Source organism: Sphingobacterium haloxyli (assembly GCF_002980525.1).
In the GTDB taxonomy this organism is placed as follows: Bacteria; Bacteroidota; Bacteroidia; order Sphingobacteriales; family Sphingobacteriaceae; genus Sphingobacterium; species Sphingobacterium haloxyli.
Window position 1 is genome coordinate 18,750 of the sequence record NZ_PVBQ01000005.1, and the last position, 17,162, is coordinate 35,911.

Sequence of the window (17,162 nt, forward strand, 5' to 3'; positions counted from 1 at the left end):
AAATATAGATAAATACGTTTAAACAATACCTGCCACATCTTCGGCGCCGGCCGATGTCGTGGCGTCGACTTTCCCATCTCTGCGGCTTTCCCATTCGGACTTACGGATACGGTACCGTGCGATGCGATACTTGAAATTGCCGAACTGGTGAAAAAAGATGAATGTGAGAAATGCCAGTCCTGCGATGATGACATAACCTAGCAAGGTCTTGTTGGCAGCTAGTATGGCATCCAGTTGCATTTGTCCAAAGTTTCCCACAGTGCCGTATGTGTTCATGATCGTGGCGTCGAAATAAAAAGCAAGGTTATTGACACTTTGCCATTGCAGGGCATACTGCACCCAGCTGAATAGCGCACCGAAAAATGCAGTGGCGATAAAACTTCGGAACACCATGACCGACCCTACCGATGTGAGCATATCATTCTGGGGTATACCGTTCAATCCGTAGAGCCAAATCGCAATAAACAACGAGCACATCCCATAGCCGTTCAGCAGCTGGGGCAACAGGAACCAATCGATGCTTAACCCCGGCACCATCATGAAGTACAGGATCACGTAGTTCAATACATAGGCGGCAAACCCCGAAAAGATGTACATCTTAATCGGCAGTTTATGCTTAGTCCAGTGGAAACCGACGAATCCCGCGATGACCATTCCAGGCATAGTCATCAGGCTGAGCGAAGCATTGATTTTCCAGTTATAGCCGAGTATGGCGTTCGTATAGATGGACTGGATGGAACCCGCACCCATGAACATCCCAAGGCCAATAAGCAGGACCACGCCGATGCGCACGTTAGCCTTTTTGAACAGGCCAAAGGTCATGTAGGGTCTTTTCAGGAACTGTTGCCGCACCACCAGGCAAACCGCCAGTGCAATCGAAGCCACGGCAGCATACTGGATACTTGTGGAGACGAACCAAGCCTGTTGCCTGCCGAAGGCAAACACATACGCCAGTGAGAGCATCGAGGCCGAAAACAGGACTATACTCAACCAATCAATCTGGTATAGTGGCATTTTCCGCGAGAAGCGCAGGTCATGCATCACCACTGTGCAGATAAGCGCAACCAGCAGCAGTGTGGCGGCGGCGTACATATGTATGGATTGCCAGTCGTAACCTAGGGACACGTTTGCGGCAATCAACCCGCCCACCTGGCCCGCAATGATCGCGATCGGATAAAAGAGCGAATAGAAGCGTCCTTTATCGCCCGTAGGGCTCAATATGAACATTACCGGCAGGATCACCTCGATCATGCCGAACATCTTGGCAAAGCCGAAAAGAAAGGCCGACCCCACGATTACCTCGGGCGACATTGTGGTTGCGATGGCAACCGACAGCACGGCCATGGTCAGCAGTGAGGAGACCATCAATTCCTTGGAACGGAAGCGCATCTTGAAGCGCATCACCAGAGGAATAGCAGCCGCCATCCCAATTGTGGATGCGAAGTTGGCCCACACGAAATACTCGGACATGATGCCCGTACTGCCTACCATCTGCCCCATGTTACTGCTATAGATCGGATTGACCAGCATAAACGTAAACAGCAGCAGAATAATTAGCAGGAGTATGCCGATTTTTGGCACCCAATCCTTCGTCAGTCCTCTGTTATACACGTTTGTTAGTTTTTAATAAATACATTCATGTTCATCCCCGCTCTAAGTTCCTGCAGGTTTTCAGGATCATTGTTTTCCGTAAATTCGATCCGCACGGGGATACGCTGCTGCACCTTCACGAAGTTGCCCGAGCTGTTATCCACAGGAACCATCGAGTAACGTGAACCGGTTGCCGCTGATACCGCAGTGACCACACCGTCGAATTCCTGTTTGCCGATGGCATCGGCCGTCATGCGGATGCGCTGCCCGATATGGATCCCCGGCATCTGGCTTTCCAGAAAATTAGCGGTTACCCATTTATTGTTATCAAGTACGATGGTGGCCACCTGTTGCCCCGGCTGGAGCAGCTGGCCCTCGTTGATCGTCCGCCTTCCCATAATACCATCGTACGGTGCCGTAATGACGGTATACGAAAGGTTGAGCCGGGCCATGTCATGCGCAGCTTTGGTTCGTTTGATTTCGGCATCGTTTAGGTGCAGACGGCTTTGAGCTTCCGATACGGAAAGTCCTGCGGATTTACGTTGGTTCAACAATACTTCGTAGGACGATTTCGCTACATCATACTCTGTTTCGATCTGATCGTACTGAAATTTTGTTACCGCTTCTGATTTAAGCAAATTTCTGTAACGCTCGAGGTTTTTCTCTGCATTCTGCAGGCGTGCCCTTGCGCCGGCTATATTGGCATCGGTCACATGGACATTGTTTGCGACCGTACTCACGGTGGAGGTGGTCACCCCTTTGGATGCCAGGGCATTCTCATAGGCAGCTTCTGCTTGACCTAACTGCGTCAAAATCTCGCGATCGTCTAGGATGAGGAGCGTATCTCCTTTTTTCACCTGTTGGTGTTCAATAAAACGTATCTCCTTGATATAGGCAGAAACCCGTGTGTTTACAGGGTTGATAAAGGCTTCGACCTGGGCGGCATTTGTGAAGTCATCATCTCCGATATGGAAATACTTCTGCACGAGCCAGATGAACCCGCCGGCCACGACGATAAAGACGAGCAGGTTCACGATAGTGACACGCAGCCTCATATTGGTTTTCGGTTTGACCTTCCTGCTTTCCTTTCCCGCATCTTTCGCGTTGCGTTGCTCGTTGCCGGAAACCGGTTCTTCCTGTTTCACTTTGTTGTTTTCGGTATGCTCAGACATGCTTCTGTAATTTTATTTTTTTAATTGTTGTAATAAGTTATCCCTGGCTAAAGGGTCCCTGTACTTTTCAGTAGGTTATAATATTGGAAAAGGACCCCGATTGCCGCGTTGGCATGCTGCAACTCAGCTTCCAGTTTGGCGTTTGTCGCATCGGTCATTTCGGCCGTGATGGCCAGTTGGTTCAGGTATTTCGCCTCAACTATCTGATAGTTCTCGTTGGCGAGGCGCTTGGATTCTTCCATCAGTTTTTCTTGCTGAACGGCCTCCCAGTATTTGGTATAAGCGGCATTAATACCCATATCGATGTTCTGCAGGGTCAATCCCCATGCCTCCCGCGCAATGGCGGTCTGCCTTTCCCCAACCTGTATGCGCTTCTTCGTGCGGAACAGGTTGTCGATATTGTAACTCAGGGTCACGCCCACCTGCCAGGTGTTATTGTAGAGGTCCATCACCGGTGTGCTCGTTGTCAGCGGGCGTTGCATGTTGTATCCGCCGAAGGCTGAGACTGCAGGGATGCGGTCGGTCTTGATCAGGCTTACATTCTTTTCCGCCATACCGATTTGCTGGTCGGCCGAACGGATAACGGGATGCACACGGCGGGCTAAGTCCACGTAATGCGACTGTGCCTGCACCTGAGGCCTGCCAATAGCGTCCGCAGGTATGATCAGCACATCATCCGGTAGACCCAATGCATAGCTCAGCTGGTTGCTGAGGATGGCGTGGTTGTTCCTGGCCGTCAGAATGGACTGCTCCAAGTTCTTAATCTGCAGTTCCCCGCGGATTACTTCATTTCGCGTCACCATATCCTGTTCGTACTGTTTCAGCACATTGGCCAGCCGCTGCTCTGCTAGCACACGGTTCTGCTCGTATACCTGTCGCTGGTTGAGCACTCTGCAGATGTCCAGGTAATTGGAAACGACGAGGAACTTAATAGACTGTACGTCATTTTCCAGGTCGAGTTCGGCAAGCTGGGTCTGAAGCCCTGCCAATTCGACGGACTTCTTTATCGCCCCCCCCTTGTAAAGCAGCTGCGAAGCCTGCACAGCAAAGGAATTCCCGAAATTTGGCATCTCTACGGTCTGCAGTTTGGAAAAGTCCGTGTTCAGGACCAGCGCATCGCCAAGATAGAGTGCACTGGCTGAAAATGTTGCTGTGGGCAACCGCTGCTGTTCCGCGACATCTTGCTGGGCCCGGTTGAACGATACATTGGCCTTGGAGAGCTTCAGCTGCTGATGGTTTTCCAAGGCTAGCTCCACGGCTTCGTCAAGGGTTACCTTATGCTCAACACGTACCTGTCCGGATGCTGCCGATGTCGTCAAAGCAACCACCGCAATCAGCCACATTGCGCAGCTTATTGATCTTAATCTCTGATTTCTATATCTATCCGTCATTTTATTAGTAAACTATTTAACTGTTAAATATCTAACTATTTTATTAAATTTTTTATTCGATTGTCCTGTTCATTTTGGCAATCACCCGGCCCATCACGTTCAGTTCCTCGGCCGTTACATCTTTATAAAGCAGGTCAAACATCTCATCGAATACCGGCTGTACAATGTTCGCCAGTTCTCTGCCCTTAGCTGTCAGGGTGATAATCTTATTCCTCCTATCTGCCGAATCCTCGTTACGCACCACAAGCCCTCTTTTTTGCAGGTTATCAATCAACGACGTCAAGCTAGCCTTGTTTTTGAAGGTAACATCCGCAATTTGCTGTTGATTCATATACTTCTGGCTGGAAAGTATCAGCACTACGCGTACCATTTCGTACGTGACGTCCAGTTCCAGGGCCGCGAAACGCTTCTGGAAATAATGGCGTACATTGAAGCTCAGCAACTGCATATTCTCTATTACTTTTTTTACGGCGTCCATATTTCTTTTTATTTGATGGGACAAATATAAAACATATTAGTTAGACTACAAACTAATTTTAAAAAATAATTTGCTTATAGGTCGTGCTGTGTATTATTTTATGGAGGTAGTGTTCGTGTATATCGCTGATCAGTCTTCGCAAAATTCTGTAACACTTTTTCTCGGGTAGCAGCGAAATAGTTGTATCCGGTTTTATTCGCTTCATAAATAAACTCGTTTAAGCTGTTACTTTGGTATTTCGAAAATGCTCCAATGTGAATTATATTCTCCTCATGTAAAAACTTTATCAAAACCCTGGTAGTAAACGTTTCCTAACAAATCCAAAGCAGTTTCTGTATCATGAATAATGATTTCATCTGAAATAATTTCCGCTATTTGTATATTGTTTATCTGGTGTTTTACAATCTTCATGATTCGATTAAAATGTTGTGGGGTATTAACATATTACTTCTTAAATTTACTATTTATTTCAGGATTATGAATGTTCGTTGGCATTAAAGGTCTGAACGATTTCTGTAAATTTTCGTTTTATAGCAGCATTGCTCATCCGCTACTGGCTTTGGTATCGGTACACGCGCTGAGGCTTCTGTCGAATTTTCGGGACTGGGAAGCAAGTGGAAATCAGTAAAAAAACGCTAAATACTACCGGACTGCAAAACGATAGATCCTCGCGAAATGTTCTTTTTATAAAAGTAAAGCTATGAAAAAATTAGTTGGGCTCGTTCTTTTGGCAATATCATTAGGTATAGGTTCTTGTTCTGATCAAATGGGATTGGCCTTTTTTCATCATCTCAACAATGATGGCTTTAAGTGTATCGTTCACTAAATGATTGTCTAAGCGTATTTTGGGAAGAATCGTCTGTATTCTAGATATTTTGTTAAATTTACAGATTATACTTATGGTAGAAAAAAATGTCATCGATGAGAAGGAACTCCTGTTACGCCTACAGCAGGGCGATCGTATGGCATTTGAAAAGATTTATCATATATACGCGCCACGACTTGCCGTAAAGCTATCGCAGCTCGTTAAATCCGAAGAAATTTCCCAGGATCTCTTGCAGGATATCTTCATGAAGATCTGGCAAATGCGTCGAGAAGTGGATGTAGAGCGTTCTTTTGGCGCACTGCTCTACACCATGGCAGCCAACCTATCCAATAATGCCTTTCGAACGGCGGTGCGCGAACAAAACCGACGGATGTATGCCTACCCACAGCAGTCCTATACTCATATTGAAGAGAACATACAATACGAAGAAACAAACAAACTGTTGGAAGAGGCTCTTTCCACGCTCAGTGACAGGCAACGTGAGGTATACATACTGCACAAGCTTGAGGGAAAAAGTTATAAAGAAATCGCTGACTTACTTCAAATCAGCCATTCTGCAATCAACCAGCATCTTCAACTGGCAAACAAGTATATCCGTGCATTTATGCAATCGCGCTTACCACATTTGCTCATGTTGCTCGCTCCGGTATTGGTAGACAATTATTAATAAAGACCTTCAGAGGTCCCAATTGATCTTAAACAAGCTTGATATATAGTTCGTAACACGAATACCAAAAAAATAACCAATTAATAATCAGTATTGTATAAAAATATTTTATTTTTTTTCATTTTAGACCTGTTACTTTTTCGCGTAGTGGTGTATTGTAAATAGAGGGATTATAAACCAATATGTCCAACATGGAAAAGAAAACGCCTATTCAAAGGCTATTTCAAAAATATATCGATGAAACGATCGATAAAAACGAATTAGCGGAACTGACGGGTTATGTGAATTCGGAGGAATACGATTCCCTTTGGCGGGAGTTGTTGGAAGCCTATTATCAAAACAGCAATCAAAAAATCCCGGACATTTTACAGCGAAAATCAATTTCTATCGTAAATGATACATGGAAACAGATCAATCAGCAACTTGATCGGCAGTTACCTGTTAAACAAATCCGTACCGGTCGCATTGCAAAATTATATAAATATGCTGCAGCTGTTTTCATACTCTTCGCATTCTCCGGCATTTGGTATTACTATAAGTATGACCGTCAAAATCGGAATGATATCCTGTCGGAAGCTCAGGATATACAACCCGGTACCAACCGTGCTACCTTGATCCTTTCCGATGGACAAACCATCGACCTTAGCGAGAGCCAAAATGGCTTAGTGATCAATGAAAAAGGAATTTCCTATAACGACGGCACATCGATTTTGCAAACCAATGATATCCAAATCGCTACGGTTACCACACCACGTGCCGGACAATATCAAGTTACATTACCCGATGGCAGTAAAGTTTGGCTGAACGCAGCGAGTACACTTACGTATCCAACGCAATTTAGTGGAGATGAACGTCGCGTTGAACTAAAAGGGGAAGGATATTTTGAGGTTAAAGCTTTTCGGTCATCTATTTCTATGCCTTTCATTGTAGCTACTGGAGAACAGGAAGTGAAAGTCTTAGGAACGCAGTTCAACGTAAAAGCTTATCAGGATGAAACCGCTATCCAAACAACATTGGTTGAGGGTAAGGTGCGTATCACCACGGCACAGGGAACCCCGCTTGATTTATCTCCAGGGATGCAATCCAATCTGGAAGGACAACGATTATCGGTGACAAAAGTCAATACCGAAGATTATACCGCTTGGAAAGAGGGCCTTATCGTGCTCGAAAGACAATCTATAGCAGATATTCTGCAACAACTGGAGCGTTGGTATGACGTAGAGTTTACGTGTCAAAAAGGGACCAACTTACCAAGCAAAACCCTTTCGGGTGAGGTATTCCGAGATCTTCCTTTATCTGTCTTGTTACAGGCTCTGGAAGAGCAGACAAATCTTAGATTCGAACGTAAAGAAAGGAGGATTATGGTCAAGAACTGAAACTCTTATGTGTTTGTTTCTGTCAAAAAAAGCCGTAGGTGCTACGAACATCTACGGCTCGATGTCAGGCAAACAAAAAATCAAATTGCGAAAATTGAACTTTTATTAACTAACCTAACAAGACAAAGGTATGCATTTAATTTCTCTTGTCAAGTGGTGCTGGTCTCTGTTCTGGCGTAGCATCGTGCTTGACATCAACAAACCATCAGCTGTTGGCAATATAATGAAGCTTATCGTATTTCTAATATTGATATTCACCCTACAGGCATCGGCAGATGCATCAGCACAACGTGTGTCTATATCCGTTAAAAACCAACCTCTCAAGATCGTCCTCAAAGAACTACGCAAACAGAGCGGATATTCTTTCATCTACGGTGATCAAGACTTAAAGCGAGCAAAACACATTACCTTACAGGTAAATGGAAAGGAAATACTGGAAATACTCCCGGCCCTATTCAAAGATCAACCATTAAATTATTCCGTGAACGGAAAGATCATCAGTATCAAGCCAAAGCCCCTTCCACAGCGGACCGAGGGATTGACCCAAAATATCGGTCTACTACAACAACATTCGATTGTCGGCCGGGTGACAGACGAAAAAGGAAACATACTGGAGGGAGTTACCGTACGTGTGAAAGGAACTAATGTGGCGACGACGACCGATCCAAATGGCAATTACGAAATCCGAATTCCCGACGGTGCGGATACACTTACTTATTCCATTATGGGCTTTGAGCCTTTTGCGTGGCACATCAATGAACAGACCGTCGTCAATGTTTCATTAAAAACAATAATTAGTAATCTGGATGAAGTTGTGGTGATTGGATATGGAGTAACAAAAAAAAGCGATCTGACGGGAGCGGTTGTCCGTGCTGACTTAACTGCTATGCAAAATTCGCCGAATGTCAACATCGGACAGGCGCTTAAAGGCGTGGTGCCCGGACTGAATGTCGGAACCACTTCTAAGGCAGGTGATGCGCCTTCGATCACTATCCGAGGCCGTAATACGATTTCAGGAACTACCGCACCACTGATTGTTCTTGATGGAATCATTTTTCGGGGGAGTCTTACTGATATTAATCCTTCCGATATTGAATCTGTTGATATATTGAAAGATGCAAGTAGTGCAGCAGTCTATGGTTCACAGGCATCCAACGGGGTCATGATGATTACAACCAAAACCGCCCAAACACTCTCTAAACCAATCATTCAATACAGTGGAAACCTGTCGGCCCAACAATTAATGAATTCGAAACTTAAACCGTTGGGCCGCGAGGGATACCTAGCGCAACTTGCAAACGCCGATTTACCAAACAGCAGGACGGGAACCGATCTATTGGAGAAAAACCCAGAATGGAATCCGGCTTTTTTTAGGGAATCGGTTGCTTCTGGATACTTAGCGGGTACTGAGGTTGATTGGATGGACTTAATGTCCGTAAATACGCCGTATATTCAGAATCATAACGCCAGCGTCCAAGGGAAAAACGAACTCGCATCGTACTTTCTTTCTTTCGGGTATACTGATCAACAAAATTTAATTATAAATGATAAGTACAAAAGACACAATGTTCGGGTCAACATAGACGCTAAAATAACCGATTGGTTAAAGATAGGAAGCCAATCTTTCTTCACTTCGAGCGATGTCTCAGGAGAAAATCCATCATTTTATGAAATTTGGCGTATCGGTCCCCTGAGTTCTCCCTACAACGCTGATGGCAATCTCATCGACATGTTAGATATCGGGTCTACCAACCCGTTGTTGGTTGCAGGGAATCCCAATGAGGATGTAAGGTATAACCTAACCGGCAATTTTTATAGTGATCTAAAGATCCCTTTTATCAAAGGATTAAGTTATAGGCTCAATTATTCGCGAAACCTAACATGGAGGAAGTATTTTAGTTTTGATCCATATGTGAACGGCATGTTGGGTGCTGGCTCTAAGAATTATGATAGTGAATACGCATGGACGCTGGATAACATTCTAAGCTATCAACGTAATTTTGGTTTACATGCTGTAAATGCCACGATGGTTTATGGGTCGGAAAAACGAGGTTTTGACTTCACTGACGCGTTAGCCAAAAACTTCACGAACCAAACCCTAGGTTACAACTATCTCCAAGCGGGTCAAGGTGATCAAAATGAAATCAGATCAGGAGCATGGGAAGAAGCAAGTCTATACGCAATGGCTAGAGTAGGTTACACTTACAATAGCCGCTATATTTTGACCGCCACGATACGTCGCGATGGCTTTTCAGGCTTTGGCAAGAATTATAAAATAGGTCATTTTCCGTCGGTGGCAATGGCGTGGCAGATCGGAGAAGAACGGTTCATTAAAGACAATCTCGGCTGGATCGACAACTTGAAAATAAGGACTTCTTATGGATCAAGTGGGAACCGTACCGGAGGGAGATACGCTACTTTGGCTCGCATGTCGACCGAAATACCCTTCAAAGGCGGATATGGGAGACAGCCAGGTGGGTATCTCTACGGCGATGGCGCAACCCCCGAATTGACGCAAGCTGTAAGTACCATGTCAAATCATGATTTACGGTGGGAAAGCACTACGTCGCTGAATATCGGCTTAGATTTCAGTCTGTTGGACGGACGACTGTTCGGAAGTTATGACCATTACCGTTCAAATACCCAAAATTTACTCTATGAACTGCCTATCCCTAATATGAATGGGCTGTTTCCCGATGGAAATGGTGTTGCAAGTGTAACGGCAAACATCGGTAAGTTACGAAATGTCGGTCATGAGTTTTCGATTTCGGGCCTGCCTATACGGAACGATGCATTCGAATGGCAAATAGGTGTCAATTTTTCGCGAAATCGTAATAAAGTTGTTAGCATACTCGGGTTGGATACCGACAATGATGGTAGAGAGGATGATTTAGTTTCTGCCGGAATTTTTATGAATCAGCCGTTGGGTGTGGTATACGACTACAATATTATTGGCATGTGGCAGATCGATGATTACAACAATGGTGTAATACCCAATAATTTTACCTATGGCACCTATAAAATTGAAGATATCGACAATGATGGCAGCTACACTCCCGATAAGGACCGAAGGATATTGGGATATACTGATCCTGATTTTTATTTCAGCATTCAACAGGCTTTCAGATATCGTGCGTTCGAACTACGGGTATTTATTAATTCTGTGCAAGGTGGATCGCAGTATTATTACGGCAGGCCTGCATCTGCGCAGCCAGACCCTAACCAAATGAAAAACTATGCCTACTTTGATTATGATTATTGGACGCCCGAAAATCCAGATGCTAAGTACAGACAACTTGGATTCATGACTTCATTTTTAGGTCCCAGTTTTTCACCCTATGTGCAACGGAGTTTTGTTCGGTTGCAGGATCTCTCGCTTTCGTATCGTTTACCCAAATCATTGCTAAACAAAATAGGCGTACATAACTTTAGGGTTTTTGCTAGCGGCACGAACTTACTGACAATTACGAAATGGGAAGGATGGGATCCAGAAGCGAATCAAGGCTTTGATTTCCCGAATTATCCCACATTGAAAAGCTTCACAGCTGGTTTAAATTTTGACTTCTAACAATTTAGGTTATGAAAATATTAATTCGAAATATCGCATTGATTATACTATTGAGTTCATGCAACGAGGAAAAATGGTTACAGGAAGAACCATTGGATTTTTATTCGCCGGAGAACTCTTATCGTACTATTGGTCAATTCCAACACTCCGTCAATTATCTTTATGATAATCTCCGTAACCTCTACTGGAGCAGGGCACAAAATATCCCCGACGCATTTTTTACTCCTAGCGATTTTTGCTTCTTCAGCTATGACTTTCCTAATGCCCAGTTGAACAATCTTTCGACATTTCTCATGGCAACCACCGTTACGCCGCAGAAACTCTGGACAGTTTGTTATAATCAAATAAACAGTGCAAATACAATTCTCAATCGACTGCAATTGGCGGACCAGATCAGTGAGGCAGAAAAGGGGACCATCCGTGGACAGGCTTTGTTTTTCCGTGCGTTCGCGTATCGTGTTTTAGCAAACTACTACGGGGGCGTTCCGATAAGCTTGGAAGAGATAACCGTTGCGAAACGGGATTACGTTCGGGCTACACGAGCTGAGGTTTATGACCAATGCCGTTCGGACTTGGAAGAAGCAGAACAACTGCTTGCCAATATTGATCAGGTGGCTGACGGGAAGGTAAGTAAACAGGCGGTACAGCACCTGCTGACGGAAATTTATATCAGTTTGGAAAGATACACGGATGCAATCAATACCGCAAGTGCCATCATCTCTCTGCCTCAGATGGGTTTAATGACGCAACGGTTCGGCTCTCGAAAAGGCGAGCAGGGAAATGTCTACTGGGACCTCTTTCAGGCAAACAATCAAAATCGGACAAGTGGCAACTCGGAGAGCATATTTGTGTTGCAATACGATTTCCAGAATCCGGGGTCAAATTACAGCGCGGAATATCCCCGCTATTTTTTGCCTGCTTATTTTTCCGTACAAGTTGAAGCAAACTCCGGCAACATGACCTTGGCATTTCCTGATATCACTGCGGAAAAAGGTGGAAGAGGTATTGGCTCTAACCATGGTACGCATTATTTCTTCAATGAGCTGTGGGGAACCGATTTGAATCGTGACTTGAGGGCGACAGAACCGATGATCGTCCGGGACTTTCGGATTGATAATCGCGATGCAAAAGGATTTGGCCAATGGCTGGTAAAGGATGGCTGGCTCAGAACAGCGGACACGCTCCTTAACTTCTTTCCCTTTATCATGAAAGGAAGCCGTGTGGGGGATTTCCCCCAACAATCGTATGCTCGAAACAGCGATGGATCTATTAAAACTACGCCTTTGGGCGAACACGTCATCCTTAACAGTTCGGGACTCGCTAACGGCTCTTTCAAAGACGAATACGCTTTTCGTCTCGCTGAGACATACTTACTCAGAGCAGAAGCCTATTTAGGAAATAACGAAAAACAGAAGGCACTTGCCGATATTAATATTATTCGTCAACGGGCAAACGCAACATTGGCAGTAGAATCTGATATAACTGTTGACTATATCCTTGAGGAACGATTGCGAGAACTCTATATGGAAGAGTGGCGTACAATGACTTTGTGCCGGCTGGGTAAGAACGTAGAACGAACCAGAAAGTATAATCCGGCAGGTTTTAATGTCGGTGATCACCAGAATCTCTGGCCGATTCCCTATGGTGAAATCGAGAAAAACATCTTTGCCGAGTTGACTCAGAACGACGGGTACTAACTAGCGGTGTATGGAATAAAACTAAAAGATTGTAAATAGTAAGCAAAAATAAATATGAAAATACAGGTCATTTTTCTTGTACTAGTGTCGCTTTCAACTAGTGTCTCCTCACAGACATCGTTTATTGTCGATACGGAGGAGAAAATAGGTGAAAATCACTTCTTTTGGAAAGCAGCAGGGCACGACTTCTTGTTTAGTATGGCACATAACGAAGCGGGGCAGTACCTTCTTTCACGAATTCAGGAACATAATTCAATTAAGTATTTACGAACCCATTTTACCTTTAGCAACGATTCGATAAGAGGTGGAAATGTTGTGGTGCATAGGCAGGACGGAACCTATACTTATGATTTTTCAAAAGTAAACAACACGTTTCGCACCTATCTTGCTCATGGAGTCAAACCTATTATCGAATTCGATTTTTTTCCGAATGGCTTTGCAAAATCGCTGGGAGACAATATCAATAGCGAGGGCTTTGTGGGACGGAATGCCGAACCCCGAGACTGGGACGAATGGGAACATCTTTTGCGATCGTTTATGGAGAACCTGATAGTTCATTTCGGGAAAGAAGAGATGCGAACATGGTATTATGAAGTATGGAACGAACCCGACGGATGGCCAACAGAACACCTGCCCGTCTTTTATCGACTATACGACGTTTTTGCCCACGTTGTTAAATCGTACGATCGGGATTTTCGTGTCGGGGGGCCTGCTACCTTCAGCCTTGTTGTCTTGAAGTCGTTCTTAGACCACGTACATGGAGGAACCAATTTTGTGACCGGAGAAACCGGCTCTCCGATTGATTTCATCTCGCACCATATTTACGGATTGTCTGGGTCGTGGCTAGCCAACCCGCCGGAAATAGTGCCCCAAGTAAGCCGATTCTCTCAAGAGCTTCTCTGGATAAAACGGCTCAAAGACAAATACGATGGATTTGAAGAGGTAGAGTTTCACCTCAACGAATGGGGCGTATGTTCTCATTTCGAACGAACTTATGCCAAACATCCGCAATTAGAATACCGGAACAATGAATTTTCTCCACTATTTCTTACAAAACTAGTTGACTGTTTATACGCTATCGAAGACAACTATGACTTTAAAACTTCCTTAATGCTTTATTGGGGGTTCTCCTGGGAAGACCAAAAGGAAAAAATGTTTTTGGGGAATCGGGAATTGACAACGGGCGGACATATACCGAAGCCCATATTAACAGGATTCGAATTCCTATCGATGCTTCAAAGGGAGAGACTCAAAGTACACGGTATCTACCCAGGCAAACGCCTAGGTATTCTCGCTACGAAAGGCGAAAAATCGCTAGCGTTTATTGTTTATAACTTTAACGAAACGGATGACGATCTTTCCCTTACGGATTCAGTTTTGGTAAACTTGGAAAAACTACAGCCCAATAGGAAATACAATACAAAGGTATATCACTTAGACCGTGAACATAATAATACTTTCACACAGTGGAAGCAAGCAGGTAGCCCGTTAAACCCCAACCAACTGGCAACGGAATGGTTCGACCATGCCAGATCGCTAAGTTTCACGGGCCACTTACTCGGAGCCGATAAAGAAGGGAATATGACCGTTGGCATTGAGCTGCCACGTCATAGCATGCAACTCTATATTATCGAATTAGCCGATTAAACGCTTGATAAAGCGTATAAAAATATGATAAAAAGCTAATTTCGGACTAGTGGTTGTTTTTATTGTTTCGGTTGAATAATAGAATAAGCAATTCGATGGTATACAAAACAATGGTACTGAAGATAAAAGATGGACGTAGGGAAAGATTAAAAGAGCTGATGATCTCGTGCTTCCTAGGATTGGGGCTGCTGGTATGCAACGGTAGCCTCGCATATGGCGGAAAAATGGAGGAAAAACTTTTTGAAAGAGGAAGTGTAACCCGTATCCAAATCAACAAGGGAGAAGCCGCTGTAGTACAGACCGCGCTATCCATGCTGCAAAACGATGTACAGAAGGTATTCGAAGCCGAATTGAGGGTTGCGGGAAAATCAGATGGTGCTGAGATCATTGCGGGCACAACCGGACAGCACCCGGGAATCGACCGTTTGGCTAAGGCAGGAAAGATAGATCTGAAAACGATAAGCGGTAAACGGGAAGCCTTCCTGATTACCTCGATGCAAGAAAATGGGGAATACAAGATAGTGGTGGTAGGAAGTGATAGCCAAGGCACGGCCTACGGACTGCTTGAAATCAGCCGAATGATCGGCGTGTCGCCGTGGGAATGGTGGGCGGATGCCGTACCCGTCAAAAAAGATGGGTTTCCGGTTCCAGATACCACCATTGCACGGTGGCCCAGCGTGCAGTATCGGGGTATCTTCCTGAACGACGAGGACTGGGGTCTGATGCCCTGGAGTAGCAGGACATTCGAGCCCGGCCTTCCAACCGTAGGCAAAACGAAAGGAGCTATTGGGCCGAAGACTTATGCCAGAATATTTGAATTGCTGCTTCGTCTACGTGCCAACACAATCTGGCCCGCCATGCACGAAGTTACCGTGCCTTTCTATTTTACGGAAGGTAATAAAAAAGCGGCCGATGATTATGGTATTTTTGTCGGCACTTCCCACTGCGAGCCTTTAATGCGCAACAGTGCAACAGAATGGGACATCTCCGGAATAAGCGATTACAATTATGTTACCAACAAGGATGAAATGCGCAGGTACTGGACGGAGCGTCTTAAAGAACTACAGGGGGCTCGCAATATTTTCACAATCGGGCTCCGGGGAAAGCATGATGGTATGATGCAGGGGGTGAAAACGCATGAAGAACATGAGGCCGTATTATCGCGTGTTATTCCTGACCAACGGAAGCTGTTGGAAACATACATCAACCCGAATGTTAACTCGATCCCCCAGGTATTCATTCCCTACAAGGAAGTGCTGGACGTATACAACGATGGATTAGAAGTACCTGATGACGTTACGTTGGTATGGTGCGACGATAATTATGGTTATATCAAACATTTTCCTGATGAAGAGGAACGGAAACGCAGCGGAGGTAACGGTATTTATTACCATGTTTCTTATTGGGGAAGGCCACACGATTATCTGTGGCTGGGCACGGCCAGCCCAGGTCTGCTCTACTATCAGATGAAGCTAGCCTATGATTACGAGGCGACAAAGTTATGGATATTGAATGTAGGCGATATCAAACCGCTGGAATATCAGATCGAACTCTTTTTGGACATGGCTTGGGATATTGAAGAAGTTGTAGCCACAGGCGTTGTCGCCCATCTAGGTAATTGGCTTGAACGGGAATTCGGTGGCCTTGCCAGCAGAGAGCTGCTACCGGCTATGCTAGAACATTATCGCCTGGCGTATATCCGCAAGCCGGAGTTCATGGGAAATACCAGGGAAGAAGAACAGCATCCGGCGCACAAAGTTATCAAGGATCTGCCATGGAGTGAAGACGAAATCATCGAAAGATTGCGTGCCTATGGGAATCTATCGGACTATGTGGAAAAGATTGAGACGTTGATCCCCGACGAAAATCGGGCAGCCTACTTTCAGTTAGTGAAATATCCGGTACAAGCCGCCGCGCAGATGAACAAGAAGCTTCTTAATGCACAGCTTGCCCGTCATGGCAAAGCGGATTGGCGACAGAGCCATGCAGCTTTTGACAGCATCTTCGCGTTGACGCACAACTATAACATCTTGAATAACGGAAAATGGAATGAAATGATGGATTACAAACCGCGTAACCTCCCTGTATTCCAAAGAGTAAAGGAAAGGTGGGCATCCCAACCGTTACCCGTTTATCAAAAACCACGCTACGCGTTCAGCGCGGTGGATTTTTCCGACGGCAGCGCGACACGGTCCCCCATCGAGGGATTGGGGTACGAAGGCAAGGCTCTGGCGTTACAAAGCGGCGGCAGCATCGTTTTTCACTTGGATCATTTATCCGGCGATTCGGTTATGGTAGAGGTCAGGTTGCTGCCGAACCACCCTATAGAGGGGGACAAGCTGAGGTTCAGCATTTCGCTGGATGATGGCCCTGCGGCTGAAATCGGTTACGAAACCCATGGACGGAGCGAGGAATGGAAAGAGAACGTATTACGCAACCAGGCCATCCGGAGGGTGGTTTTGCCGGTGAGCAAACACACCGGTAGTCGACTAACACTGAAAGCTGTGGATGAAGGGGTAGTTATCGATCAGGTGTTGGTCTATTAATCGGTATAGCTATTAATTGCAGCTGCTTTTTCTTTCCAATTAATCCACTTCCACATAGTCGTCCAACCGGTCTTCCAGATCGTCACGATACTTCTCTACTTTCCGGAGGATGAGGCTCAACAGGACATGGAGCATGCCAATGGTGACCGGTCCGATGCCTACAAAGGCCGACGGTCACGTCGGTGATGTTACTGTCATAACTGG

General features: G+C 45.2%; 10 protein-coding genes. 6 read left to right on the forward strand and 4 right to left on the reverse strand.

The annotated features are described in order from the left end of the window. Nucleotides 1-18 precede the first annotated feature (18 nt). The 4 genes from C5745_RS07410 to C5745_RS07425 all read right to left on the reverse strand — a co-directional run bounded on the left by C5745_RS07410 (nucleotide 19) and on the right by C5745_RS07425 (nucleotide 4,631). Nucleotides 19-1,611, reverse strand: a complete 1,593-nt coding sequence (locus C5745_RS07410) for an efflux MFS transporter permease (RefSeq protein WP_105716365.1) — start codon at nucleotides 1,609-1,611, stop codon at nucleotides 19-21. 5 nt (nucleotides 1,612-1,616) lie between these two features. Continuing rightward, the gene (locus tag C5745_RS07415; protein ID WP_105716366.1) at nucleotides 1,617-2,762 is read right to left on the reverse strand and encodes an HlyD family secretion protein; all 1,146 of its coding nucleotides are present in this window, start codon (nucleotides 2,760-2,762) and stop codon (nucleotides 1,617-1,619) included. A 47-nt stretch (nucleotides 2,763-2,809) separates the two neighbouring features. Beyond that, nucleotides 2,810-4,105, reverse strand: coding sequence for a TolC family protein (locus tag C5745_RS07420; protein ID WP_105716367.1), 1,296 nt, complete (start codon nucleotides 4,103-4,105; stop codon nucleotides 2,810-2,812). A gap of 100 nt (nucleotides 4,106-4,205) precedes the next feature. Then, nucleotides 4,206-4,631 carry a MarR family winged helix-turn-helix transcriptional regulator gene (locus tag C5745_RS07425; protein WP_105716368.1) on the reverse strand — a complete coding sequence of 142 codons (426 nt, stop codon included), beginning with the start codon at nucleotides 4,629-4,631 and terminating at the stop codon, nucleotides 4,206-4,208. Nucleotides 4,632-5,530: 899 nt separating this feature from the next. Here C5745_RS07425 and C5745_RS07435 point away from each other — a divergent pair. From C5745_RS07435 to C5745_RS07460, 6 genes are all read left to right on the forward strand, one after another. After that, nucleotides 5,531-6,124 carry an RNA polymerase sigma factor gene (locus C5745_RS07435; RefSeq protein WP_105716370.1) on the forward strand — a complete coding sequence of 198 codons (594 nt, stop codon included), beginning with the start codon at nucleotides 5,531-5,533 and terminating at the stop codon, nucleotides 6,122-6,124. A gap of 191 nt (nucleotides 6,125-6,315) precedes the next feature. Continuing rightward, entirely contained in the window at nucleotides 6,316-7,500 is a 1,185-nt protein-coding gene (locus tag C5745_RS07440) for a FecR family protein (protein WP_165793043.1), read from the forward strand. A 130-nt stretch (nucleotides 7,501-7,630) separates the two neighbouring features. After that, nucleotides 7,631-11,068: a SusC/RagA family TonB-linked outer membrane protein gene (locus C5745_RS07445; protein ID WP_207795743.1), complete on the forward strand. Its 3,438-nt coding sequence runs from the start codon at nucleotides 7,631-7,633 to the stop codon at nucleotides 11,066-11,068. An 11-nt stretch (nucleotides 11,069-11,079) separates the two neighbouring features. Then, nucleotides 11,080-12,765 (forward strand): RagB/SusD family nutrient uptake outer membrane protein, encoded by a 1,686-nt coding sequence (locus tag C5745_RS07450; protein WP_105716372.1) that lies wholly within the window; start codon nucleotides 11,080-11,082, stop codon nucleotides 12,763-12,765. A gap of 54 nt (nucleotides 12,766-12,819) precedes the next feature. Next, nucleotides 12,820-14,412, forward strand: coding sequence for a GH39 family glycosyl hydrolase (locus C5745_RS07455; RefSeq protein WP_105716373.1), 1,593 nt, complete (start codon nucleotides 12,820-12,822; stop codon nucleotides 14,410-14,412). A gap of 95 nt (nucleotides 14,413-14,507) precedes the next feature. Continuing rightward, the gene (locus C5745_RS07460; protein WP_207795744.1) at nucleotides 14,508-16,958 is read left to right on the forward strand and encodes a glycosyl hydrolase 115 family protein; all 2,451 of its coding nucleotides are present in this window, start codon (nucleotides 14,508-14,510) and stop codon (nucleotides 16,956-16,958) included. Nucleotides 16,959-17,162: the final 204 nt, after the last annotated feature.